General features: G+C 67.3%; 20 protein-coding genes. 13 read left to right on the forward strand and 7 right to left on the reverse strand.

The genetic code is table 11. The features are described from left to right. Positions 1 to 93 precede the first annotated feature (93 nt). The 3 genes from ACSBPQ_RS10665 to rpoE form a co-directional block, all read right to left on the reverse strand. Positions 94 to 1617 (reverse strand): DegQ family serine endoprotease, encoded by a 1524-nt coding sequence (locus ACSBPQ_RS10665; RefSeq protein WP_442682126.1) that lies wholly within the window; start codon positions 1615 to 1617, stop codon positions 94 to 96. Between the two features lie 108 nt (positions 1618 to 1725). Next, the gene (locus ACSBPQ_RS10670) at positions 1726 to 2610 is read right to left on the reverse strand and encodes a sigma-E factor negative regulatory protein (RefSeq protein ID WP_442682127.1); all 885 of its coding nucleotides are present in this window, start codon (positions 2608 to 2610) and stop codon (positions 1726 to 1728) included. Next, the gene (gene rpoE, locus ACSBPQ_RS10675) at positions 2607 to 3227 is read right to left on the reverse strand and encodes an RNA polymerase sigma factor RpoE (protein ID WP_442682128.1); all 621 of its coding nucleotides are present in this window, start codon (positions 3225 to 3227) and stop codon (positions 2607 to 2609) included. Before rpoE ends, ACSBPQ_RS10670 begins: the two co-directional genes overlap by 4 nt. 239 nt (positions 3228 to 3466) lie before the next feature. On the opposite strand from rpoE, the gene ACSBPQ_RS10680 reads away from it, so the two are divergent. The 12 genes from ACSBPQ_RS10680 to ACSBPQ_RS10735 all read left to right on the forward strand — a co-directional run bounded on the left by ACSBPQ_RS10680 (position 3467) and on the right by ACSBPQ_RS10735 (position 15555). Beyond that, complete coding sequence (locus ACSBPQ_RS10680; RefSeq protein WP_442682129.1) at positions 3467 to 5530, forward strand: 3-hydroxyacyl-CoA dehydrogenase NAD-binding domain-containing protein; 2064 nt, start codon at positions 3467 to 3469, stop codon at positions 5528 to 5530. Between the two features lie 305 nt (positions 5531 to 5835). Beyond that, positions 5836 to 6294, forward strand: a complete 459-nt coding sequence (gene azu, locus ACSBPQ_RS10685) for an azurin (RefSeq protein ID WP_442682130.1) — start codon at positions 5836 to 5838, stop codon at positions 6292 to 6294. Between the two features lie 207 nt (positions 6295 to 6501). Then, complete coding sequence (gene ccoN / locus ACSBPQ_RS10690) at positions 6502 to 7941, forward strand: cytochrome-c oxidase, cbb3-type subunit I (RefSeq protein WP_442682131.1); 1440 nt, start codon at positions 6502 to 6504, stop codon at positions 7939 to 7941. A 12-nt stretch (positions 7942 to 7953) separates the two neighbouring features. Further along, a complete protein-coding gene (gene ccoO, locus ACSBPQ_RS10695) occupies positions 7954 to 8583 on the forward strand; it encodes a cytochrome-c oxidase, cbb3-type subunit II (protein ID WP_442682132.1) in 630 nt (209 codons plus the stop codon). Next, the gene (locus ACSBPQ_RS10700; RefSeq protein WP_442682133.1) at positions 8580 to 8741 is read left to right on the forward strand and encodes a cbb3-type cytochrome oxidase subunit 3; all 162 of its coding nucleotides are present in this window, start codon (positions 8580 to 8582) and stop codon (positions 8739 to 8741) included. Before ccoO ends, ACSBPQ_RS10700 begins: the two co-directional genes overlap by 4 nt. Positions 8742 to 8743: 2 nt before the next feature. Beyond that, positions 8744 to 9676 (forward strand): cytochrome-c oxidase, cbb3-type subunit III, encoded by a 933-nt coding sequence (ccoP, locus tag ACSBPQ_RS10705; RefSeq protein ID WP_442682134.1) that lies wholly within the window; start codon positions 8744 to 8746, stop codon positions 9674 to 9676. Continuing rightward, on the forward strand, positions 9673 to 9972 hold the full coding sequence (locus ACSBPQ_RS10710) for a hypothetical protein (RefSeq protein ID WP_442682135.1): 300 nt from the start codon (positions 9673 to 9675) through the stop codon (positions 9970 to 9972). Before ccoP ends, ACSBPQ_RS10710 begins: the two co-directional genes overlap by 4 nt. A gap of 151 nt (positions 9973 to 10123) precedes the next feature. Then, complete coding sequence (locus ACSBPQ_RS10715) at positions 10124 to 11674, forward strand: 4Fe-4S dicluster domain-containing protein (RefSeq protein WP_442682136.1); 1551 nt, start codon at positions 10124 to 10126, stop codon at positions 11672 to 11674. Further along, positions 11671 to 12174 carry a FixH family protein gene (locus ACSBPQ_RS10720; RefSeq protein WP_442682137.1) on the forward strand — a complete coding sequence of 168 codons (504 nt, stop codon included), beginning with the start codon at positions 11671 to 11673 and terminating at the stop codon, positions 12172 to 12174. The genes ACSBPQ_RS10715 and ACSBPQ_RS10720 overlap by 4 nt, the downstream gene beginning before the upstream one ends. 8 nt (positions 12175 to 12182) lie before the next feature. Next, positions 12183 to 14612, forward strand: coding sequence for a heavy metal translocating P-type ATPase (locus ACSBPQ_RS10725; RefSeq protein WP_442682138.1), 2430 nt, complete (start codon positions 12183 to 12185; stop codon positions 14610 to 14612). Continuing rightward, positions 14612 to 14821 (forward strand): cbb3-type cytochrome oxidase assembly protein CcoS, encoded by a 210-nt coding sequence (gene ccoS, locus ACSBPQ_RS10730; protein ID WP_442682139.1) that lies wholly within the window; start codon positions 14612 to 14614, stop codon positions 14819 to 14821. The genes ACSBPQ_RS10725 and ccoS overlap by 1 nt, the downstream gene beginning before the upstream one ends. 2 nt (positions 14822 to 14823) lie before the next feature. Next, on the forward strand, positions 14824 to 15555 hold the full coding sequence (locus ACSBPQ_RS10735; RefSeq protein ID WP_442682140.1) for a sulfite exporter TauE/SafE family protein: 732 nt from the start codon (positions 14824 to 14826) through the stop codon (positions 15553 to 15555). 321 nt (positions 15556 to 15876) lie between these two features. On the opposite strand, the gene ACSBPQ_RS10740 is transcribed toward ACSBPQ_RS10735, so the two are convergent. From ACSBPQ_RS10740 to ACSBPQ_RS10755, 4 genes are all read right to left on the reverse strand, one after another. Continuing rightward, the gene (locus ACSBPQ_RS10740) at positions 15877 to 16629 is read right to left on the reverse strand and encodes a hypothetical protein (protein ID WP_442682141.1); all 753 of its coding nucleotides are present in this window, start codon (positions 16627 to 16629) and stop codon (positions 15877 to 15879) included. A gap of 6 nt (positions 16630 to 16635) precedes the next feature. Beyond that, a complete protein-coding gene (locus ACSBPQ_RS10745; protein ID WP_442682142.1) occupies positions 16636 to 17592 on the reverse strand; it encodes a cation diffusion facilitator family transporter in 957 nt (318 codons plus the stop codon). 87 nt (positions 17593 to 17679) lie between these two features. Further along, positions 17680 to 18474, reverse strand: a complete 795-nt coding sequence (dsbG, locus tag ACSBPQ_RS10750; RefSeq protein WP_442682143.1) for a thiol:disulfide interchange protein DsbG — start codon at positions 18472 to 18474, stop codon at positions 17680 to 17682. Between the two features lie 26 nt (positions 18475 to 18500). Beyond that, entirely contained in the window at positions 18501 to 19298 is a 798-nt protein-coding gene (locus ACSBPQ_RS10755) for a redoxin family protein (protein WP_442682144.1), read from the reverse strand. A gap of 284 nt (positions 19299 to 19582) precedes the next feature. Here ACSBPQ_RS10755 and ACSBPQ_RS10760 point away from each other — a divergent pair, with 284 nt between their 5' ends. Further along, positions 19583 to 21031, forward strand: coding sequence for a diguanylate cyclase (locus tag ACSBPQ_RS10760; RefSeq protein WP_442682145.1), 1449 nt, complete (start codon positions 19583 to 19585; stop codon positions 21029 to 21031). Positions 21032 to 21058: the final 27 nt, after the last annotated feature.

The following is a 21058-nucleotide window of genomic DNA, read 5'->3' on the forward strand; positions in this document are numbered from 1 at the left end:
GCCCGGCCGCTGCCCCGCACAGGCGCCTTGGGACAGCTGAACGAAAGGAGCCGCCCCAAGGCGGCTCCTTCTTCATGGACCTGCGGGGGCGGCTTACTCGCCGGCCCGCACCGCAACGAACGCGCTGTTGCCACCTGAACGGACCAGCAGCATCACCACGTCGCCCTTCTTGTAGCCGGCTAGCTCCCGGTTCAGCGCCGCGACGCTGCCCACCGCGGTACGCCCGACCTGCAGCACCACCATGCCCGGCGCCAGTCGCGCCTCGCGCGCGGCCCGGCTGTTGACAGCGGTGATGCGCACGCCCTCGCCCGACTCCAGCCCCAGCTGGCGGCGCTCGGCCGCGGTCAGGTCGGCAACATCCAGCCCCAGCAGGGCGTTGGCGCCGGCCTGCGGCTTGTCCTGGTCGACGCCGGCAGCGGCATTGCCCGGCCGCGCCGCGTCCTCGGCCAGCTCGCCCAAGGTCACGCTGATCTCGCGCGGTTTGCCATCGCGCAGGATGCCCAGCCGCACCTTGCTGCCCGGCGGCAGCGCGCCGATCAGCGGCGGCAGCTCGGACGAGGTGGCGATCTCGGTGCCGTTGACCGAGCGGATCACGTCGCCCACCTCGATGCCGGCCTTGGCCGCCGAGCTGTCCGGCACCATCTGGTTGACCAGCGCACCGCGGCTGTCAGGCAGCTTGAAGCCCTGCGCGATTTCCGCCGTCACCTCGCCGACCATCACCCCGAGCTGGCCACGACTGACCTTGCCGGTCTTCTTGATCTGTTCCACCGCGCTCATCGCCAGATCGATCGGGATGGCGAAGCTGATGCCCATGTAGCCACCGGAGGCGGAGAAGATCTGCGAATTGATGCCGACCACCTCCCCGCGCGTATTCAGCAGCGGCCCGCCGGAATTGCCCTGATTGATCGCCACGTCGGTCTGGATGAACGGCACATAGCGCTGTTCCTGGCCGCCGGTATTGCGCCCCAGCGCACTGACGATGCCGGCGGTGACCGAGTGGTCCAGACCGAACGGCGAACCGATCGCCACCACCCACTGGCCGGGCTTGAGCGTATTGGAGTCACCCACGCGCACGCTCGGCAGGTCCTTGCCTTCGATCTTCAGCAGCGCCACGTCGTACTGGGCATCGCTGCCGACGATCTTGGCGGTGTATTCGCGGCGGTCGCTGAGCTTGACCTTGACCGACTCGGCACCATCGACGACATGGTGGTTGGTCAGCACATAACCGTCATTGGAGATGATGAAACCCGAGCCGGCACTGCGGCCTCGCGGGCCATCGCCCGGCCCCGGCTGGCCCGGTGCGCCCGGCATCTGGAAATCCGGACCGAAGAAGCGGCGGAAGAACTCCGGCATCTGCTCCAGATCCGGACCACCGGCCATGCGCGGGTTGCGGCGGGCACCGATGGTCGCTTCGATATTGACCACGCCCGGGGCGACCTGGTCGACCAGCCGGGTGAAGTCGGGCAAGCCGCTGACCAATTGCGGGGCGGGAGCCGCTGCACGCGCCGGCGCAGCCTGCTCGGCGGGCGCCACCGGCGCGGTGCTCTGCGCACAGGCCGCCAGCGGCAGCGTCATTGCCAACAGGCCCAACAGCCGGGTAGGAATACGGTGAGTCATCTGGTTACTGGCTCCGGTTCACTCTGGAAAGGACTCCGACGCTGTGCCCGACGGGCGCATCAGCGCGGAAAGCACCCGGCACGCCGCAGCGCGCCGGCTTGTGGTTCATCAGTGCTGCGGCAACAGCTCGTGCAATCCGGCCTCGCCGGCACTCTCCGCCGGCAGGCGCGGCTCGAACGGATAGAACGTGGCCCCGCCCGGCTCCTGCGCGGGGAAGCGGGCATTGAACGCGCCTTGCGGCAAGCCGGTCGCGACGGCGGACCGCGGCCACGGCCGCGCATGCAAGGTGGCAGGACTGCTGCTGAACGGATCGGCGCCCGACGGCGGCACGACCGGCGCCGATGGCGCAACGGCAACCGCACGTTGCGGCTCCTCCAGTCGCACCGCGCTGGCGCGGGCCGACTGCTGGTTGCGGGTGGCGCTGCCGCGTCGCACGGTTTCCTGGCGTCGCGCCGCGGCGACCGCGATCGCCGGCACCGCCGTGGCAAGCCCGGCACCACCCGCCGCGGCCGGCGAAGGCTCGGCAACGGGCGCCACCACCGGCGTTGCCACCTGCGCTGTCGTGGCAATCACGGTCTCGGGGATTGCGGTCTCCGGCACCTGCTCACGCGCCATGAACAGCGCCACCGCGGCGACCGAAGCGGCCAGCGCGGCACCACCACTCCAGCGCCGCCAACTGCCGCGCGTCACCGGCCTGGACACCGGGACCTCGCGGTGCCCACCGGGGTCGCCGGCAGCGATCGCCTGCCGCACGCGGCTGCTGAAATCGACCGGCGCCGGCGCACAGGCCTGCCCACGCAGGGCATCGCCCAGCAGCTGCCAGCGTTCCTGGCAGGCCGCCAGCTCGGCATCATGTTCAATCCGGCGCAGCATGAAGCGCGCCTCGTCGGCGGCCAGCTCACCGTCCACCAGCGACGACAGCTGCCGCCGGTAATGGGCTTCAAACTTGTCGGCAGACATATCCACCTGCTCCAGACGATTACCGGTATTCATGCGCGGCCCTGCTCTCGGGTGGCACTGGTGGCATCCAGCAACGGCCGCAACTGCACATCGATGGCCTCGCGCGCACGGAAGATCCGCGAACGCACCGTGCCGATCGGACAGCCCATTTTCTGTGCGATTTCCTCGTAACTCATGCCTTCCACCTCTCGCAACGTGATGGCCTCGCGCAATTCTTCGGGCAGCGCCCCGAACGCCTTCATCACGGTCTGCTCCAGCTCCTGCCGCATCAGCTCGCGCTCGGGCGTATCGGTATCGCGCAGGCGAATGCCGCTGTCGAACTGTTCGGCATCGCTGATGTCGATATCGCCCGTGGGAGGACGCCGGTTGTGGGCGGCCAGATGGTTTTTAGCGGTATTCACTGCGATCCGATGCAACCACGTATAGAACTGGGCGTCGCCACGGAAACTGCCGATTGCGCGATAGGCACGCACGAAAGTGTCCTGGGCCACGTCCTGACATTCACTCCAGTCGGCGATGTAGCGCCCGATCAGCGCGATGATCCGGTGCTGGTACTTGCGCACCAGCACATCGAACGCCGCGCTCTCGCCGCGCTGCACGCGCCGGACCAGCTCCAGATCCAGCTCCTGCGGTGTTTCAACCTCGGCCATAACGGGCCGCACTCCTGTCAGCCCAACCGACGTCAGGCGATATGACCGCTGTTCGCGGGAAAAGTTCAGTCCCCTCGCCGGAGGGGCGCGCACCGGCTTTTAACTCCCGTTGGGATAGCCTGTCTTCGAGTGCTGGTCGGCGCGCGTGCTTCACGTACCCAAGCATTGGGATTTGACGCCGGGGAAACAACCTCTGGATCATAGCCATCTTCTCCATACACAACCGGATGGAACGTCCCATGCTCCCAGGCTTCGATGGGCTCCGCTTCAATCATTGGCACACCCAGCTGCGCGAGGACGGCATCGCCGTGCTCAGCCTCGACCGCAAGGACAGCCCCGTCAATGCGATGTCGCAGGACGTCCTGCTGGAACTGGGCGACATCCTCGAGCGCCTGGCGATCGACCCGCCCAAGGGTGTGGTGGTGTGCTCGACCAAGCCGGCCGGCTTCATCGCCGGGGCCGACCTGAAGGAGTTCCAGGAGTTCGACCGGCGCGGCACCGTCAATGACGCCATCCGCCGCGGCCAGACCGTCTACCAGAAGCTGGCCGAACTGCCCTGCCCGACGGTGGCGGCCATCCACGGCCACTGCCTCGGCGGCGGTACCGAGCTGGCGCTGGCCTGCCGCTACCGCGTGGCCTCCAATGATCCCTCCACCCGGATCGGCCTGCCGGAAACCCAGCTGGGCATCTTCCCGGGCTGGGGGGGCAGCGCGCGCCTGCCACAGCTGGTCGGCGCCCCGGCGGCGATGGACATGATGCTGACCGGCCGCACCCTGTCGGCCTCGGCCGCGCGCGGCATCGGCCTGGTCGACAAGGTCACCGCGCCGGCGGTACTGGTGGACGCGGCGGTGTCACTGGCGCTGTCGGGCACCACGCGGCCATTCAAGCAACGCGCCACCGCCTGGGCCACCAATACCTTCCTCGCCCGCAAACTGCTGGCCCCGCAGATGGCCAAACAGGTCGCACGCAAGGCCAAGAAGGACCAGTACCCGGCGCCGTACGCACTGATCAGCACCTGGGAGCGCAGCGGCGGCAGCCCGATCCAGAAGCGCCTGGATGCCGAACGCCGCGCCGTGGTCAAGCTGGCCAGCAGCCCAACCGCGCGCAACCTGATCCGCATCTTTTTCCTGACCGAACGGCTCAAGGGCCTGGGCGGCAAGGATTCGGGCATCGCGCATGTGCATGTGGTCGGCGCCGGCGTGATGGGCGGCGACATCGCCGCCTGGGCAGCCTACAAGGGCTTCACCGTCACCCTGCAGGACCGCGAGCAGCGCTTCATCGACCCGGCGATGGCCCGTGCGCAGACCCTGTTCGAAAAGAAAGTGAAAGACCCGGCCAAGCGTCCGGAAGTGGCCGCCCGGCTGAAGGCCGACCTGACCGGTGACGGCGTGGCGCAGGCCGATCTGGTGATCGAGGCCATCATCGAGAACCCGGAAGCCAAGCGGGCGCTGTACCAGACGCTGGAACCGAAGATGAAGGCCGACGCGCTGCTGACCACCAATACCTCCTCGATCCCGCTGGTCGAATTGCGTGACCATATCCAGCGCCCGGCGCAGTTCGCCGGTCTGCACTATTTCAACCCGGTGGCGCAGATGCCGCTGGTGGAAATCATCCACCACGACGGCATGGCGCCGGAAACCGAAAAGCGGCTGGCCGCGTTCTGCAAGGCGCTGGGCAAGTTCCCGGTGCCGGTGGCCGGCACGCCGGGTTTCCTGGTCAACCGCGTGCTGTTCCCGTACATGTTGGAAGCCGCCACCGCCTATGCCGAAGGCATCCCCGGCCCGGTGATCGACAAGGCGGCGGTCAAGTTCGGCATGCCGATGGGCCCGATCGAGCTGCTCGACACCGTCGGTCTGGACGTGGCCGCTGGCGTGGGCAAGGAGCTGGCGCCGTTCCTGGGCCTGCAGATCCCGGCGGCGCTGGCCAGCGTGGAGCAGGGCAAGCGCGGCAAGAAGGACGGCCAAGGCATCTACACCTGGGAAAACGGCCGCGCAAAGAAGCCGGAGGTGGCCAAGGACTACCAGGCGCCGTCGGATCTGGAAGACCGCCTGATCCTGCCGCTGCTCAACGAGGCGGTGGCCTGCCTGCACGACGGCGTGGTCGCCGATGCCGACCTGCTCGATGCCGGGGTGATCTTCGGCACCGGTTTCGCACCCTTCCGTGGCGGCCCGATCCAGCACATCCGCGCCAGCGGCGCCGACGAACTGGTCGAAAAGCTCAAGGTCCTGCAGGCCCGTTACGGCGACCGCTTCGCGCCGCGCCCGGGCTGGGACCTGCCGGTACTGCGTGAGCCGGTGGCCTGAGCCCAACCGCTGCCGGCCCGTCGTGACCGGCAGCCTGCTTCGATAGTGGATACCGGATAGACGGGCTGCCTTGCAGCCCGTTTTCATATCCCTCTGGACAAGGCGGCACCCACCTGGCGACCAGCGTTCCATATCCCTGCCAGAACCTGAAGCACGCACCTTCAACCGCGTGTTGCTTGACCCAGATCAATGCAAAGGCATGCGCCAGGGACGAATCTAGCCCCGTCATCCGGCACAGCATCAGGCCGGGCTGTAGCGACCCGGCAACACCGGTCGCCACCCCATCAACCAAGGAGCCACACCCCATGAAGAATTCCCGTCGCCTCCTCCTCGCCCTTGCCCTGATCGGCACCGCTGGCGCGGCCCAGGCTGCAGCCAACTGCACCGTCACACTCAAGGGCGACGATGCGATGCGCTTCGACCTGAAGGAAGCCACCGTCTCGGCCGGCTGCGCCAACATCACCATCGAGCTGCTGCACACCGGCAAGCTGCCTGCCGCCGCGATGGGCCACAACGTGGTGGTCTCCACCACCGCCAACATGGCCGGCGTCGCCCGCGACGCCATCCGCGCCGGTGTCGCCAACCACTATGTGCCGGCTGGTGACGCCCGCGTGATCGCCTCCACCGAGCTGATCGGCGGCGGCGCCAAGACCCAGGTCCGCTTCCCAGGCAACAAGCTCACCGCCGGTGGCGATTACAGCTTCTACTGCACGTTCCCGGGCCATTCCTCCATCATGAAGGGCAAGTTGAACGTCACTCGCTGAACGACCAGCTGACTGGCCAAGGCCCGGGCAACGGCAACGTTGCCCGGGCCTTCGTTCTATAATTCCGTCAATTGCTGTTCTGACCTCATACAAAATGGCAAGAACCGGGGAATTTGCGAGTACTCCGGCAGCGCATTGATTTCAGTCAATGCTCCACGCTTTTCATCTGGGGGATGATTCTCCCGTTCAATCTGAGGGATATGCCGCATGCAAAGCGTGCTGGGGACATATAATGACAAGGTGGTGCGTCAGTTCGCGGTGATGACCGTGGTCTGGGGCATCGTAGGCATGCTGGTAGGCGTGTTCATCGCCGCCCAGCTCTATTGGCCGACGCTCGGCGAGGGCATTCCGTGGCTGGGCTATGGCCGGTTGCGGCCCCTGCACACCAATGCGGTGATTTTCGCCTTTGGCGGCTGCGCGCTGATCGCCACCAGCCTGCATGTGGTGCAGCGTACCTGCCACGTGCGGCTGTTCTCGGACAAGCTCGCGGCCTTCGTGTTCTGGGGCTGGCAGCTGGTGATCGTGGCCGCGGCCATCTCCCTGCCGCTGGGCTGGACCCAGGGCAAGGAATACGCCGAGCTGGAGTGGCCGATCGACATCCTGATCGCCGCGGTCTGGGTGGCCTACGCCGTGCTGTTCATCGGCACCATCGCCAAGCGCCGGGTCAAGCACATCTATGTGGCCAACTGGTTCTATGCCAGCTTCATCCTGGCCATCGCCCTGCTCCACATCGTCAACAACATTTCCATCCCCGCCGGGCTGACCAAGTCCTATCCGGTCTACAGCGGTGCGGTGGATGCGATGGTGCAGTGGTGGTACGGGCACAATGCGGTCGGCTTCTTCCTGACCGCCGGCTTCCTGGGAATGATGTATTACTTCGTGCCCAAGCAGGCCGGCCGCCCGGTGTACTCCTACCGCCTGTCGATCGTGCACTTCTGGGCGCTGATCGCCGTGTACATGTGGGCCGGTCCGCACCACCTGCATTACACCGCCCTGCCTGACTGGGTGCAGTCGCTGGGCATGGTGTTCTCGCTGATCCTGCTGGCCCCGTCGTGGGGTGGCGCGATCAACGGCGTGCTGACCCTGTCCGGCGTCTGGCACAAGCTGCGCACCGACCCGATCCTCAAGTTCCTGATCGTGGCCGTGTCGTTCTACATGATCGCCACCTTCGAAGGTCCGATGATGTCGATCAAGACGGTCAACTCGCTGTCGCACTACACCGACTGGACCGTGGGCCACGTCCACGCCGGCGCGCTGGGCTGGGTGGCGATGATCTCCATCGGCTCGATCTACGCACTGATGCCCAAGCTGCTGGGCCGCAACGAGATGTACTCGATCAAGGCCATCGACACCCACTTCTGGCTGCACACCGTCGGCGTGGTGCTGTACATCGCCTCGATGTGGATCGCCGGCGTGATGCAGGGCCTGATGTGGCGTGCAACCAATGACGACGGCACCCTGACCTACACCTTCGTCGAGTCGCTCAACTTCACCTACCCCTACTACCTGATCCGCTTCGGCGGCGGCGTGGTGATACTGAGCGGCATGTGCCTGATGGCCTGGAACGTATGGCGCACCTGGCGCACCGCCGCGGCGATCGAAGCGCAGCCGGTGCTGCCGGTCGACGCCTCCGAAGTGCGCGCCTGAGGAATCGAATCCATGAGCGAAAACAAGAATCCCCACGAGAAAGTCGAAAAGAACGTCGGCTTGATGGCAGTGCTGATCGCAATCGCCATCTCGTTCGGCGGCCTGACCGAAATCGTCCCGCTGATGTTCCAGGCCGAGGCGATCGAGCCGCTGGAAGGCGTCAAGCCCTACCCGGCGCTGGAGCTGGCCGGGCGCGACATCTACGTCCGCGAAGGCTGCTACAACTGCCACTCGCAGATGGTGCGCACCCTGCGCTTCGAGACCGAGCGTTATGGCCACTACTCGCTGGCGGGCGAATCGGTCTACGACCGTCCGTTCCAGTGGGGCAGCAAGCGCACCGGCCCGGACCTGGCCCGTGTCGGCGGCCGCTACTCCGACGACTGGCACCGCGTGCACCTGATCAACCCGCGTGACGTGGTGCCCGAATCGAACATGCCCAGCTTCCCGTGGCTGGACAAGGACATGGTCGATGGTGCCAGCGTGACCAAGCGCATGAAGTCGCTCAAGGCCATCGGTGATCCGTACAGCGATGAGGAAATCGCCAGTGCGGCCGCCGATGTCGAGGGCAAGTCCGAACTGGACGCCGTTGTCGCCTACCTGCAGGGCCTGGGCCGGCACGCACCGCGCGGAGGCCAGCAATGATCTCCGGCATCGTCACCGCGCTGCTGCTGGTGCTGTTCATCGGCGGCTGGATCTGGGCCTGGAGCCCCAAGCGCAAGCGTGAATTCGAGGATGCGGCACGCCTGCCGCTGGAAGACGACAACGAGCAGTACAGCAACGGGGGAGAGCACAGATGTTGAGCATGGGATGGACGTGGTACGTCATTGCCCTGGTTGCACTGAACATCCTCGGCTGCGTCTGGCTGCTGTGGTGGACCGCCCGCCGCCGCCCGGATGATCCCAAGCCGGAGGAGACGCTGCACACCTGGGACGGCGACATCACCGAGTACAACAAGCCGTTGCCGCGCTGGTGGATCAACATGTTCTACCTGACCATCATCTTCGCCATCGGCTACCTGTTCTGGTACGGCGGCTTGGGCCGTATTCCCGGCTACAGCAGCTGGAGTTCCCAGAGCGAGCACGCCGAGAAGAAGGCGGTCGAGGATGCCAAGCTGGAACAGACCTTCAAGCCCTTCGCCGGCCAGCCGATCGACCAGCTGGCCAAGGACCCGAAGGCGCTGGCCCTGGGCAGCTCGATCTTCGGCAACACCTGCGCCACCTGTCACGGTTCCTCCGGCCAGGGTGCGATCGGCTACCCGAACCTGACCGATGACATCTGGCACTGGGGCGGCTCGCCCGAGAACGTCCTGGCAACGGTGCTGGACGGCCGCGAAGGCATCATGCCCGAGTGGGGCACGGTCCTGACCGGCATGGGCGGCCCGGAGGCGGTGGACTACACCGTCGCCTACGTGCGCACCCTGTCGGCGCCGGAAACCATGCAGAACAACTTCATGGCCGCCCGCGGCAAGAAGCTGTACGAAGGCGTCTGCGTGGCCTGCCACGGCGTGGATGGCAAGGGCAACCAGGATATCGGTGCCCCCGACCTGTCCGACGACTACTGGATGTACGGCTCCAGCCGCGAAAGCCTGTACAAGACCATCGCCGAAGGCCGCCACGGCAGCATGCCGGCCCACCGCGAACTGCTCGGCGAAACCCGTGCACGTCTGGTCGCTGCCTATGTGTGGTCGTTGTCGCATAATCAGGACAAGCCCACCGCCAACACAGGCGCACAGTGACCGACTTCAGCGAACCTCGCTTCGACCATCCCCCACGTCCGCTGGCCCAGCGCGTGGGGGCCATCGCCTGGCCCAGCTTCTTCGCAGCGGGCGTGGCGACCATGGTGTTTTTCGCCTTCGTCGATCCACTGGCGTTGCGCGACCTGACGTTTCCTGACATGCAGATTTCACGAGAGCTCGGCTATTCGCTGGGCTTTCTCATGTTCTGGGTGGCGACCGCCGCCTCCAGCCTGTTCACCTGGATCCTGCTGCGGCCTGCCAGCCGCTTCAATCATCCCCGCCCTCCGGGCCTGTGATCGGCCGGCTGCGACAATCCGTCACTTCCGGACTTCCCCCACAAGCCGATACTGATCGCACCTGCGCGTTGCAACCCCACGTCATGACTGTCTTGCCACTGCTATTTTCCTTCTCCCTGCCTCTGGCGGCGACCGCCCGGGGCCGTACGCCATGAGCAAGCGTATTCCGCTGGATGTGGTGGACGAGAAGGGCAATTCCTTCTACGTCAGCGAGCGCAAGGTCTACCCGCGTGATGTCTCCGGCTTCTTCAACCGCCTGCGCGTGGCCGCGGTGGTGTGGCTGCTGGGCATGTACTACGTGTTCCCGTGGCTGTCGTGGGATGGCCGCCAGGCGGTGCTGTTCGATCTGCCGGCGCGCAAGTTCTACATCTTCGGGCTGGTGTTCTGGCCACAGGATTTCCTGTTCCTGGCGCTGCTGCTGATCATCGCGGCGATGACGCTGTTCTTCTCCACGGCGCTGTTCGGGCGGCTGTGGTGCGGTTTTGCCTGTCCGCAGACGGTGTGGACCGAGACCTTCCTGTGGATGGAGCGCTGGACCGAGGGCGACCGCCCCAAGCGCATGAAGCTCGACGCCGGCCCCTGGAACCGCGAAAAGATCCTGCGCAAGGGCAGCAAGCACACGCTGTGGCTGCTGTTCGCACTGTGGACCGGTTTCACCTTCGTCGGCTTCTTCACCCCGATCAAGGACCTGGGTGCGCGCCTGGTGCCGTTCGACTGGGGCGGCTGGGAAACCTTCTGGGTGCTGTTCTACGCGCTGGCCACCTGGGGTAACGCCGGCTTCCTGCGCGAGCAGGTGTGCAAATACATGTGCCCGTACGCGCGCTTCCAGAGCGCGATGTTCGATCGCGACACCCTGCTGATCGCCTACGACCCGATGCGCGGCGAGCCGCGCGGCCCGCGCAAGCGCGGCCTGTCCAGCGTGCTGGAGCGCGCGCGCGGCCTGCTCAAGCCCGCCGTCGCCTACGACTATGTGCTGCGCTCGGGCCTGCACCCGTCCGCTGCCACCCAGGCCGCCCACGCCAAGGGCACCATCACTTGGGACGGTGACCAGAGCGAGATCACGCCGCTGCCGAAGTTCACTCCCGAGGAACTGGGTGACTGCATCGACTGCACCATCTGCGTGCAGGTCTGCCCGACCGGCATCGATATCCGCAATGGCCTGCAGTACGAGTGCATCGCCTGCGGCGCCTGCATCGACGCCTGCGACGAAGTGATGGACAAGATGGGCTTCCCGCAGGGCCTGATCCGCTTCTCCACGCAGAACGCCATCGATGGCAAGCCCACCCGGGTGCTGCGCCTGCGCATCCTGATCTATGGTGCGCTGCTGCTGGGCCTGTGCGCGGCATGGATGTGGGGCGTGACCCACCGCAGCGAGCTGATCGCCGAAGTGCTGCGCGACCGCAACGCGCTGTACCGCCAGTCCGCCGACGGCAGCATCGCCAACGCCTACACCCTCAAGCTGATCAACAAGGGCCAGGAAACCCGGCGCTACCACATCACCCTGGAACCGGCCGACGCCGGCCTGCGCCTGGTCGGCCAGACCGAGATCGAGGCCGGCCCCGAGCAGGTGCTGCCGATCGCGCTGAACGTGGTCGCCGATGGCGACATCAGTGGCCGCCGCACCCTGCACTTTGTGGTCGAACGTGAAGATGGCGGCGAGAAGCGCGTCATCGAAAGCAGTTTCTTTGGTCCGGTGCAATGAACGAAAACTCCAAATCCCCCTGGCGCATCCCCGTGTTCTGGCTGGTGATCGGCCTGCCGCTGCTGTCGATCGTCGCCGGCGTCGGCCTGGTGATCATCTCGGTACGCTCCGGTGGCTCGGACGCGGTCTCCGATCCGGTACGGCGCGTGTCGCAGATCCAGACCGCCAACCTGGGCCCTGACGAAGCGGCCAGGAAGCGCGGACTGAGCGTGGTGCTGCGGGTGGAGGATGGCATCGTCGAGGTGCTGCCGGCTACCGGCGATTTCGCCAAGGGCAGCGCCCTGCAGCTGGTGCTGGAACACCCCACCCGCCAGGCCGCTGACGTGTCGCTGGAACTTGTCCCGGAGGGGGCGGGCTGGCGTACCGAGCACACCCTGGACCACGAGCATGACTGGCTGGTGCAACTGCGTGATGCCGATGGCCAGTGGCGCCTGCACGGCCGCCTGCCCCGCGAGCAACATGCCACCCGCCTGTCGCCCTCGCTGGGCGGGGGTCACTGAGCATCACCGTGGTCGCTGATTCCGTCCGGTCGCCCGCTGCTGTGGCGGCCGGCGCCTCCTGCCACCATTGCGGCGAACTCCTGACCGCCCAGCCCTGCATCATGGAACTGGGCGGCAACTCCCATGCTTTCTGCTGCCAGGGCTGCGCCGCCGCTGCCGAGTGGATCGCCAGTGCCGATCTGGAGGGGTATTACCGCCTGCGCAGCGCCAACGCCGCCCGCGTCGGTGAAGACCTGCCGGATCTGGCGGTGTGGGACCGTGCCGATGTGCAGGCCCAGCACAGCCGCGAGATCGCCAGCGGCCGCGAGATCACCCTGCTCACTGATGGCATGCGCTGCGCGGCATGTGCCTGGCTGATCGACCGCGCGCTCGCACGCGAGCCGGGGATCATCGACTGCGCCGCCAACGCCGTCACCGGCCGCATCCGCATCGCCTGGGACCCGGCACGCACCGCACTGTCGGTGCCGCTGCAACGGCTGGCGATGCTCGGTTACCGGCCTTACCTGGCCGGCAGCGAGGCCGCCGAGCAGCAACGCACCCGCGAACGCCGGCGCTGGCTGCTGCGGCTGGGCATTGCCGGCGTCGGCATGTTCCAGGCCATGATGATGGCCGAGGCGCTGTACCTGGATTTCAACAACACGATGTCGGTGCCGACCCGCGACTTCTTCCGCTGGTTGACCTTCCTGCTGTGCACGCCGGTGGTGTTCTATTCCGGCTGGCCGTTCCTGTCCGGCGCGGTACGCGAACTGCGCGAGCGCCGCCTGGGCATGGATGTGCTGATCGCCAGCTCCACCTTGCTGGCCTATCTGGCCAGCCTGATGGAAACCATCCGCGGTGGTCCGCACGTCTGGTACGACGCGGCGGTGATGTTCGTGTTCTTCCTGCTGATCGCACGCATGCTCGAGCAGCGCGCGCGCAGCGTGGCCAGCGCCCAGGTCGATGCGCTGGCCCGTGCCCGCCCGGCCTTCGCCACCCGCGAACTGGCCGATGGCAGCCGTGAGGCGGTACCACTGGCGGCACTGGGCGTGGGCGACGTGGCCTGCGTGGCCGCCGGCGAAGCGGTACCGGCCGATGGCGTGCTGCTGGGTGAGGCTGGCGACGAGGCCTGGTTCGAGGAGGCGCTGCTGACCGGCGAATCGGCCCCGGTGCGCAAGCTCCCAGGCCAGCCGGTCTATGCCGGCACCGTCTGCCGCGAGCGCCCGGCGCGATTGCGGGTCACCCTGACCGGTACCGCCACCCGCCTGTCGCAGCTGGCACGGCTGGTCGAACAGGCGCAGGAACACCGACCGGCGCTGGCGCGGATGGCCGACCGTATCGGCAGCCGTTTCGTGCTGGCGCTGCTGCCGGTGACCGTGGCGGTATTCCTGGGCTGGTGGCACTACCAGCCCGAGCGCGCACTGGAGGTCACCCTCGCCCTGCTGGTGATCAGCTGCCCCTGCGCACTGTCGCTGGCGGTGCCGGCGGCCTTGACCAGCGCCCATGGCGCCTTGGCCCGCATCGGCCTGCTGGCGCTGCGGCCGGACGCCATGGACACGCTGGCGCGCGCCACCGACATCGTCTTCGACAAGACCGGCACGCTCAGCGACGGCCGGCCGGTACTGGCCACCACCCAGGTGCTGGACGCGCGCTTCGATGCCACCACCGTGCTGGACATCGCCGCCGCACTGGAGCGCGACAGCGGCCATCCGCTGGCAGCCGCCTTCACCCTCGGCGACCGTGGTGTGCTGCAGGCAGGTCAGGTCGAAGCCGTACCGGGACACGGCATCCAGGGCATGGTCGAAGGACAACACTGGCGGCTGGGGCGCGCCGATTTCGCCGCCGCACAGGTCGATGACGGCGTGCTGTGGCTGGGCGATGGCGAACGTGCCATTGCCCGCTTCGTGCTGGAAGAGCGTGCCCGTGAGGATGCCGCGCAGACGTTGACGGCACTGCGGGCGCAGGGCCTGCGCGTGCATCTGGCCAGCGGCGATGGCGATGCGGCGGTGCAGCGCATGGCCACGGCGCTGGGGCTGGCCGAGGTGCATGCCCGGCAGTCACCGGAGGACAAGCTGGCGCTGGTACGCCGCCTGCAGGCCGAAGGCCGGGTGGTGGCGATGGTCGGCGACGGCCTCAACGACGCGCCGGTACTGGCCGGTGCCGACGTCTCCATCGCCATGGGCGAAGGCGCCTCACTGGCACACCGCGCCGCCGACCTGGTCACCACCGGGGGCGGCCTGCTGCGTATTCCCGCCGCGATCACCCTGGCCCGCACCACCCAGCGCATCATCCGCCAGAATCTGGCCTGGGCCACCGGCTACAACCTGCTGGCGCTGCCGCTGGCCGCCGCCGGCTGGGTCACGCCATGGCTGGCGGCGCTGGGCATGGCGCTGTCATCGCTGATCGTGACCCTCAACGCCCTGCGCCTGTCGCGGCTCAAGACACCGATGGAGACTCGCTGATGGCCATCCTGCTGATGCTGATACCGATCAGCCTGATCCTGATGGCACTGGCCGTGGCTGCCTTCGTCTGGGCGGTCAAGCGCGGCCAGTTCGATGATATGGATACGCCGGCGCTGGACATCCTCGAAGACAACGACCGTCCAGCACCGGAACCGCCTGCCGGCACCGGCACGGACAGCAACACCACAACCGGAAAACACGGGGGCTGAGCATGCTGCCGCTGGATATCCCGGTCCTGATCGCCGCCGCCATCGCCGGCCTGCTCGGCGGCCTGCACTGCGCGGTGATGTGTGGCGGCATCGCCACCGGCTTCCCGGCAATGGCTCCGGGGCGTCCCCTGAGCGTGGCCTGGCAGGCCAATCTCGGCCGCATCGGCGGCTACACCGTGGCCGGGGCGCTGGTCGGCGGCCTTGGCGGCGGCCTGCTGCGGCTGGCACGCAGCGACATGCTGGTGCTGGGCGTGCGCGTCGCCGCCGGCCTCGCGCTGGTACTGCTGGCGCTGCGCCTGCTTGGCGGTGGCAGCCGCTTCGACCTGCTGGCGCGTCCCGGCCAGCAGCTCTGGCAGTGGCTGCGGCCGCTGCACCGGCACCTGCTGCCGGCCGACCGCACCTGGCGACGGCTGGCGCTGGGCGCACTCTGGGGCTGGATGCCCTGCGGCCTGAGCCTGAGCCTGCTGAGCGTGGCCTGGCTGCAGGCCAGCGCCATCGGCGGGGCGCTGGTGATGGCCGCGTTCGGACTGGCGACACTGCCGGTGATGCTGCCGCTGACCTGGTCCGGCGCGCGCATGGGCCGCTGGCTGCAACGCCCCGGCCTGCGCAAGGCGCTGGCCGGCCTGGTTCTCGCCGCCGGCCTGCTGACCATCGCCGCACCATGGCTGATGCAGGTACCGGCCCTGCACGGCGTGCTCAGCGCACTGGGCTGCCAGCCGCTGTCGTCACGCTGACCGCATGCGGCTGCGCGCCGCGTAACTCAGCGCATGCGGAGCCCGCAGCTTGTGCCATGAACGCGCCGCGCACCTGCGCTTGAGTGCAATGTGGTCGAACAGATAAAGACTTGGCAAAGCGCCGCCCGCAAAAGACAGCCCTCCCCGATCAAGTGACCCGGCATCGACGGCAAACGGAGGAATGCGGCAGCCACTCTCCCTCCCATCACTGCCAGCGTGCCGCAAAGCAGACACGGCATGAGCCGGGAGTCGAGGGTTTCCTGTCCTGCCCCACGTGTTCGCGCCTGACTCCTGCGCCGGACAACACGACGGACGGGATTCTCATGTCATCAGCAATGCGCTGATGTCGGTGACCCGTGGATCATCGAGCAGGCTGCGCCGGAAGATCAGCACATGGCTGTTGCTGTGGGCCGAATAACGGCTCAGCCCTGCAACCACCGCGATCGGCAGCAGCGCGGCGTAGCGCACCACCAGTCCGGCGTCGTACACCACCGCGGCCAGCACATCGAACGGCTCCCGGTCGAGATTGCGCAGTGCGCCCAGCTGTGGCGAGGCGTTGTGCGCGGTGAGCCGGCGGCCCTTGATCTGATAGCGCAGCCCCGCCGCATCGCGCGCGTCATAGCCGGCCCGCGACTGTGCCTCCAGGCGCAGATCCAGCGCGCGTGACACCAGCGATTCGGTGTAGTCGGCAACCGGGTTGTTGGCACTGCGCACCACCCCGCGTGCCTTCAGCGCGGCCAGCAATTCGCAATGGGCCGACAGCAGCTGGCGATCGCTGTATTCCGACCAGTCCGGCAGCGGCGCCACCAGCTCGACGACGATGCCACCCAGGTGCGCCTCGTCGGCGCGGCACAGGCGCCCGTCGATGAAGCAGTCGTGGCCCGCATGCGGACTGCCATCATCGGCATGACGGGCTGCAAAGCCGCCGGAAAGCCCGACGTTGAAGAATTCCAGCCGACGCCCCGCGGCCGAACACGCCCGGCCGGCACAGCTCGTGCAGACGTAACGCGGATAGCGGGTGAGCGCCGGCAGGGCGCAGCCGCAGACCGGGCACTGGTGATCGATACCGGCCATCGTCGCTCAGTGGTCGTGGTCGTGGTCGTGGTCGTGCTTGTGATCGTGCCCGTCGTGACCGGCAGGCGGCCCATGCACCGCGCAGGCATCACCGCAATGTTCGGCCTCCACCTGCAAGGTCACATGCTCGATGCCGAAGCGGTCGTGCAGCATCTGCGCCAGCGCGCGCCGCAACGCCTCCGGCTCCCCACCTTCGGCCAGCACCACGTGTGCGGTCAACGCCGGCGTGCTGGAACCCAGCGCCCATACATGCAGATCGTGGATGCCGGCCACTTCCGCGTGCTGCTGCAGCGCCTGTTCGATATCCGCCAGCGCCATGCCCTTGGGCACGCCTTCAAGCAGCACGTTCAACGCGTCACGCAGCAGCACCCAGGTGCGCGGCACCACCCACAGGCCGATCAGCACCGCCAGGATCGGATCGACCAGGGTCCAGCCGGTGAAATGGATGACCAGGCCGCCGGCGATCACCGCCAGCGAGCCGAGCATGTCGCTCCACACTTCCAGATAGGCGCCCTTGACGTTCAGGCTCTCGCCGCTGCCGGCGCTGAGCAGGCGCATCGCGATCAGGTTCACGATCAGGCCGAACACCGCCACCCAGACCATCCCGCTGGAGGCGATGGCCTGCGGCTGCTGGAACCGCTGCGCCGCCTCCCACAGGATGTAGAGGCCCACGCCGAACAGCAGCAGGCCGTTGGTCACCGCGCCCAGCGCTTCCAGCCGCACATAGCCGTAGGTGCGGCGCGCATCCGGCGGCCGTCGGCTCAGGCGCACCGCGGTCAATGCGATCATCAGCCCCAGCGCGTCGGTGGCCATGTGCGCGGCATCCGACAACAGCGCCAGGCTGTTGGTCATGAACGCACCGATGATCTCGACCAGCAGATAGGCCGAGGTCAGCCCCAGCGCCCACCACAGGGGTTTCTCGTGGCGGATTTCACTGGGCAGGTGGTTGTGGTCGTGACTCATCGGCGGCTCCGGCAGGCGCGGCCAGCATAGTCAGCCCGTCGCCACGGAGACTATTACATCGCCGCGGCCGCGCCCTGCCCCACGGCTTCAGCGCGGCCCGAGGACTGTTTCCAGATCGGCACCCTGCGGCATGCCCGAACGCATCTGCACGCTGCCATCGGCATCCTTGAAGACGATACCCGGCGTGCCCTGGAAACCGAGCTCCAGCATCGTCATCTCGTTGGCGCGCAGCTTGGCCTGCACCTCGGCCGGCACCGTGGACAGCGGCTTGATGCCGCCCTTGGCAAAGGTGCGTTCGTTCTCCAGCAACGCCTGCTGCGGCGCGGTCGCGCCCAGGATCGCGGCGGCCTTGCCGGCGCTGTCCTCGCGGATCACGCCCACCAGGATATGCCGGATCTGCACCTTGCCCGACTCCACCCACGGCTGTGCCGCCTGCCAGAACTGGTTGCAGTACGGGCAGTTGGGATCGCTGAAGGAATAGACGATGCGCGGCGCATCGGCCTTGCCTTCGGCGATCCAGTGGCTGCCTTCGACGCTGGCCCAGGCCTTCTGCCCGAGCGGGCCCTGTACCAGCTCCTTGAGCTTGGCCGCATTCAGGTCCTCCCCCTTGGCATTGACCAGGGTGCCGACCACCGCGTATTCGCCGTCTGCGGAGACGTATACCGCCAACGGCTGCTGGCCGGCCACGCCGGCATAGCCGGTCAGACCAACTGGTGTTTCGAAGGTGCCCATGAAATCCACGCCCTGGTCACGCAGCGTGGTGATCACCGCCGGCTCGGCGGTGGCCTTTTCAGCTTCTGCCGCGACCGGAGGGGCCGCAGCCGCACAGGCGGCCGGCAGCAATACCGCGCAGGACAGCAGCAAAGAACGAATGACAGTCATCATCAACCTCGGGAAAGAACAATCGGTTATTGGATATCGCGCAGGCGCGCTTCAAGCGTGGCGCGCGAGATCTCGCCCATATGGGCGCGGACCAGCCGTCCCTGCGCATCGAAGAACAAGGTGGTGGGCAGCGCCCGCGCACCGGTCTGGCGCATGAGCTCCGACTGCGCGTCGAGCAGCACATGGTCCGGTGCCATGTTTTCAGCACGCAGGTAGTCGGCCACTTCCTGCGGTGTCTCGCCCTGGTTGGCGAAGACGAAATTCACCGCCGGGTGCGCCTGCTGCGCCTGCACCAGCACCGGCATCTCGCGCCGGCACGGGCCGCACCAGGTCGCCCACAGGTTCAGCACCAGGGGCTGCCCGTTGAAGCGTTCCAGCGCCACGGCCTCGCCGTGCAGGTCCGCCAGCACCGCCACCGGCATGCTTACCGTCGAGCGCTGCACCGCGAACAAGGCCAGCCCGGCCATCAGCCAGAACGCGCCTCCGGCCACCAGTCCCAGCAACACCGGTTTGCGCGGCAATGGCCGGCGGGTTTTCCACAGCGCGTACAGCACCGCCACCACGATTCCCGCCACCGGCGAAAATCCGCCATCGCCCAAACGGATGATCGATAGCGGATCGCCCAGATAATCCCGCAAGTGCAAGGCCACATGGGCCAGCCGCGCGGCCAGCAGCCCCCACAGGAACGCATCGAGCACCATCGCACCGGAACGGCTGCGGGCGTCGCCGGCCGCCGGAGTCAGGCCACGCGCAAACCCCCAGGCGATCGCCAGTGCCAGCAACGCCACCACCGCCATCATCGGGAACGGGCCGGCGCTGATCATGCCGGTCCTCCCGGACACCAGACGGCGTGGTCACGCCGAACTATGGAGGCCGCCGATGTGGCGTCCTGCGCGCCCGGAAAAGAGAAGTTGGAGTTCATATCGCATACACCATGGATGAACGCGGGTGAGCCGGGGCTGACCCGCGACACCTGGGCGGTGCAGCGGCCTCTTGCAAACATGTCCGGGAATAGAAAAACCGTGATATTCACCACGGTTCAAGGCTAAGGTTACGTCCCCTCCGGCCGATACCGGCTGCCTGACTCCAGCTGTCGCGTACCTTCCTCATGTCCAGCCCCACGCTTCCCTCCGAAACTGCGGATACCGCCGATACCGGCAACGCCGCCCTTGTCGCGGCCTGGCAGCACAGCCTGACCGGGTGTGGCCCGGCAGCCATGCAGCTGCTGGCCAGCCTGGCCGATGCCGGCGCGGCGGACATGGCGCTGCACTTTTACCGGCTGATGATGGATGACAAGCGCGCCTCGCGGCTGCTGTCGCACGAGCAGGTACGTACCCGCCTGCAGCCGGCCATGCAGCGCTGGGTTTCCGACCTGCTGCTGGCCACGCCGGAAAAGGTGGAGGCACTGATTGCCGCCCAGCGCGTGGTCGGCGACGTACATGCGCGGGTCGGCATTCCGGTGGATCTGGTGACGCGCGGCACCCGCGTGCTCAAGCAGCGGCTGTTCCAGCTCATCCTTGCGCAGGCCGGCCACGGCGAGGTCGCGCATGCGGCCTGTACCAGTCTTTCCGCCTCGTTCGACATCGCACTGGAAGCGATGACGCTGGCCTATTCCAACGCCCGCGAGCGTTCCACCCGCACCGACGCGGCCTACCGGCTGTTCTCGTTGATGCAGAACGTGGGAACCGAACGGGAACGCCAGCGCGCACTGCTGCTGGACTGGGAAAACACCCTGCTCTACACGCTGGCCAGCCAGGGCGACGACACCACCTTCCAGCCACTGGCAGGCTCCGAGTTCGGTCTGTGGTTCCTGCACAAGGGCATTCCCAGCTTTGGCGAGAGCCCGGAAACCGAACAGATCTGCAGCCTTGTCCGCGAGGTCGACCAGATCCTGCAACAAGCCCTGCACACTCCCCTTGACCCGCAGCAGCGCTCGGCCCGTCTGCAGGAGGTGCGCATCCGCGTCCACCAGATCCGCACGCTGCTGGGCATGCTGTTCGAGCGTATCGGCGAACTGGAGGCCGGCCGTGATGTGCTGACCAATCTGCTCAACCGCCGCTTCCTGCCGACCGTGCTGCGCCGGGAAATCGAGCTGGCGGCAAAAACCGGTGGCAGTTTCGCGGTGCTGCTGCTGGATCTGGACCACTTCAAGGCGATCAACGACGCCCATGGACACGAGGGCGGCGACCAGGCCCTGCAGCATGTGGCCGCCATCCTCAGCCAGTTCACGCGCGGCAGTGACTACGTGTTCCGGTATGGCGGTGAGGAGTTCGTGGTCGTGCTGGTCTCCGTGGAGGAGCGCCAGGCGCTGGTGATCGCCGATGGCCTGTGCCGCCGTATCGCCGACACCCCGGTGGTACTGGCGGACGGCAGTTCACTGACGATCAGCGCCAGCATCGGTGTCGCCCTGCATGACGGGCACCCGGACTACCAGCTGGTGATGGCCAAGGCCGATGCGGCCATGTACGAGGCCAAGAAGCGTGGCCGCGACCAGGTGGTGCTGGCCTCCGGCGATCTGCCTGCCACACCGGGACAACAGGCGCTGCAGCGTTCCTGAATCGTCCCGGATACCGCCGGCCACCTC

This window comes from Stenotrophomonas sp. JC08 (assembly GCF_052180205.1).
In the GTDB taxonomy this organism is placed as follows: Bacteria; Pseudomonadota; Gammaproteobacteria; order Xanthomonadales; family Xanthomonadaceae; genus Stenotrophomonas.

What these genes read in the sequence shown, in the direction of transcription:
- ACSBPQ_RS10665 (WP_442682126.1), bottom strand. Translation starts at nt 1,617, where the DNA reads ATGACTCACCGTATTCCTACCCGGCTGTTGGGCCTGTTGGCAATGACG.
- ACSBPQ_RS10670 (WP_442682127.1), bottom strand. Translation starts at nt 2,610, where the DNA reads ATGAATACCGGTAATCGTCTGGAGCAGGTGGATATGTCTGCCGACAAG.
- rpoE (WP_442682128.1), bottom strand. Translation starts at nt 3,227, where the DNA reads ATGGCCGAGGTTGAAACACCGCAGGAGCTGGATCTGGAGCTGGTCCGG.
- ACSBPQ_RS10680 (WP_442682129.1), top strand. Translation starts at nt 3,467, where the DNA reads ATGCTCCCAGGCTTCGATGGGCTCCGCTTCAATCATTGGCACACCCAG.
- azu (WP_442682130.1), top strand. Translation starts at nt 5,836, where the DNA reads ATGAAGAATTCCCGTCGCCTCCTCCTCGCCCTTGCCCTGATCGGCACC.
- ccoN (WP_442682131.1), top strand. Translation starts at nt 6,502, where the DNA reads ATGCAAAGCGTGCTGGGGACATATAATGACAAGGTGGTGCGTCAGTTC.
- ccoO (WP_442682132.1), top strand. Translation starts at nt 7,954, where the DNA reads ATGAGCGAAAACAAGAATCCCCACGAGAAAGTCGAAAAGAACGTCGGC.
- ACSBPQ_RS10700 (WP_442682133.1), top strand. Translation starts at nt 8,580, where the DNA reads ATGATCTCCGGCATCGTCACCGCGCTGCTGCTGGTGCTGTTCATCGGC.
- ccoP (WP_442682134.1), top strand. Translation starts at nt 8,744, where the DNA reads ATGGGATGGACGTGGTACGTCATTGCCCTGGTTGCACTGAACATCCTC.
- ACSBPQ_RS10715 (WP_442682136.1), top strand. Translation starts at nt 10,124, where the DNA reads ATGAGCAAGCGTATTCCGCTGGATGTGGTGGACGAGAAGGGCAATTCC.
- ACSBPQ_RS10720 (WP_442682137.1), top strand. Translation starts at nt 11,671, where the DNA reads ATGAACGAAAACTCCAAATCCCCCTGGCGCATCCCCGTGTTCTGGCTG.
- ccoS (WP_442682139.1), top strand. Translation starts at nt 14,612, where the DNA reads ATGGCCATCCTGCTGATGCTGATACCGATCAGCCTGATCCTGATGGCA.
- ACSBPQ_RS10735 (WP_442682140.1), top strand. Translation starts at nt 14,824, where the DNA reads ATGCTGCCGCTGGATATCCCGGTCCTGATCGCCGCCGCCATCGCCGGC.
- ACSBPQ_RS10740 (WP_442682141.1), bottom strand. Translation starts at nt 16,629, where the DNA reads ATGGCCGGTATCGATCACCAGTGCCCGGTCTGCGGCTGCGCCCTGCCG.
- ACSBPQ_RS10745 (WP_442682142.1), bottom strand. Translation starts at nt 17,592, where the DNA reads ATGAGTCACGACCACAACCACCTGCCCAGTGAAATCCGCCACGAGAAA.
- dsbG (WP_442682143.1), bottom strand. Translation starts at nt 18,474, where the DNA reads ATGACTGTCATTCGTTCTTTGCTGCTGTCCTGCGCGGTATTGCTGCCG.
- ACSBPQ_RS10755 (WP_442682144.1), bottom strand. Translation starts at nt 19,298, where the DNA reads ATGATCAGCGCCGGCCCGTTCCCGATGATGGCGGTGGTGGCGTTGCTG.
- ACSBPQ_RS10760 (WP_442682145.1), top strand. Translation starts at nt 19,583, where the DNA reads ATGTCCAGCCCCACGCTTCCCTCCGAAACTGCGGATACCGCCGATACC.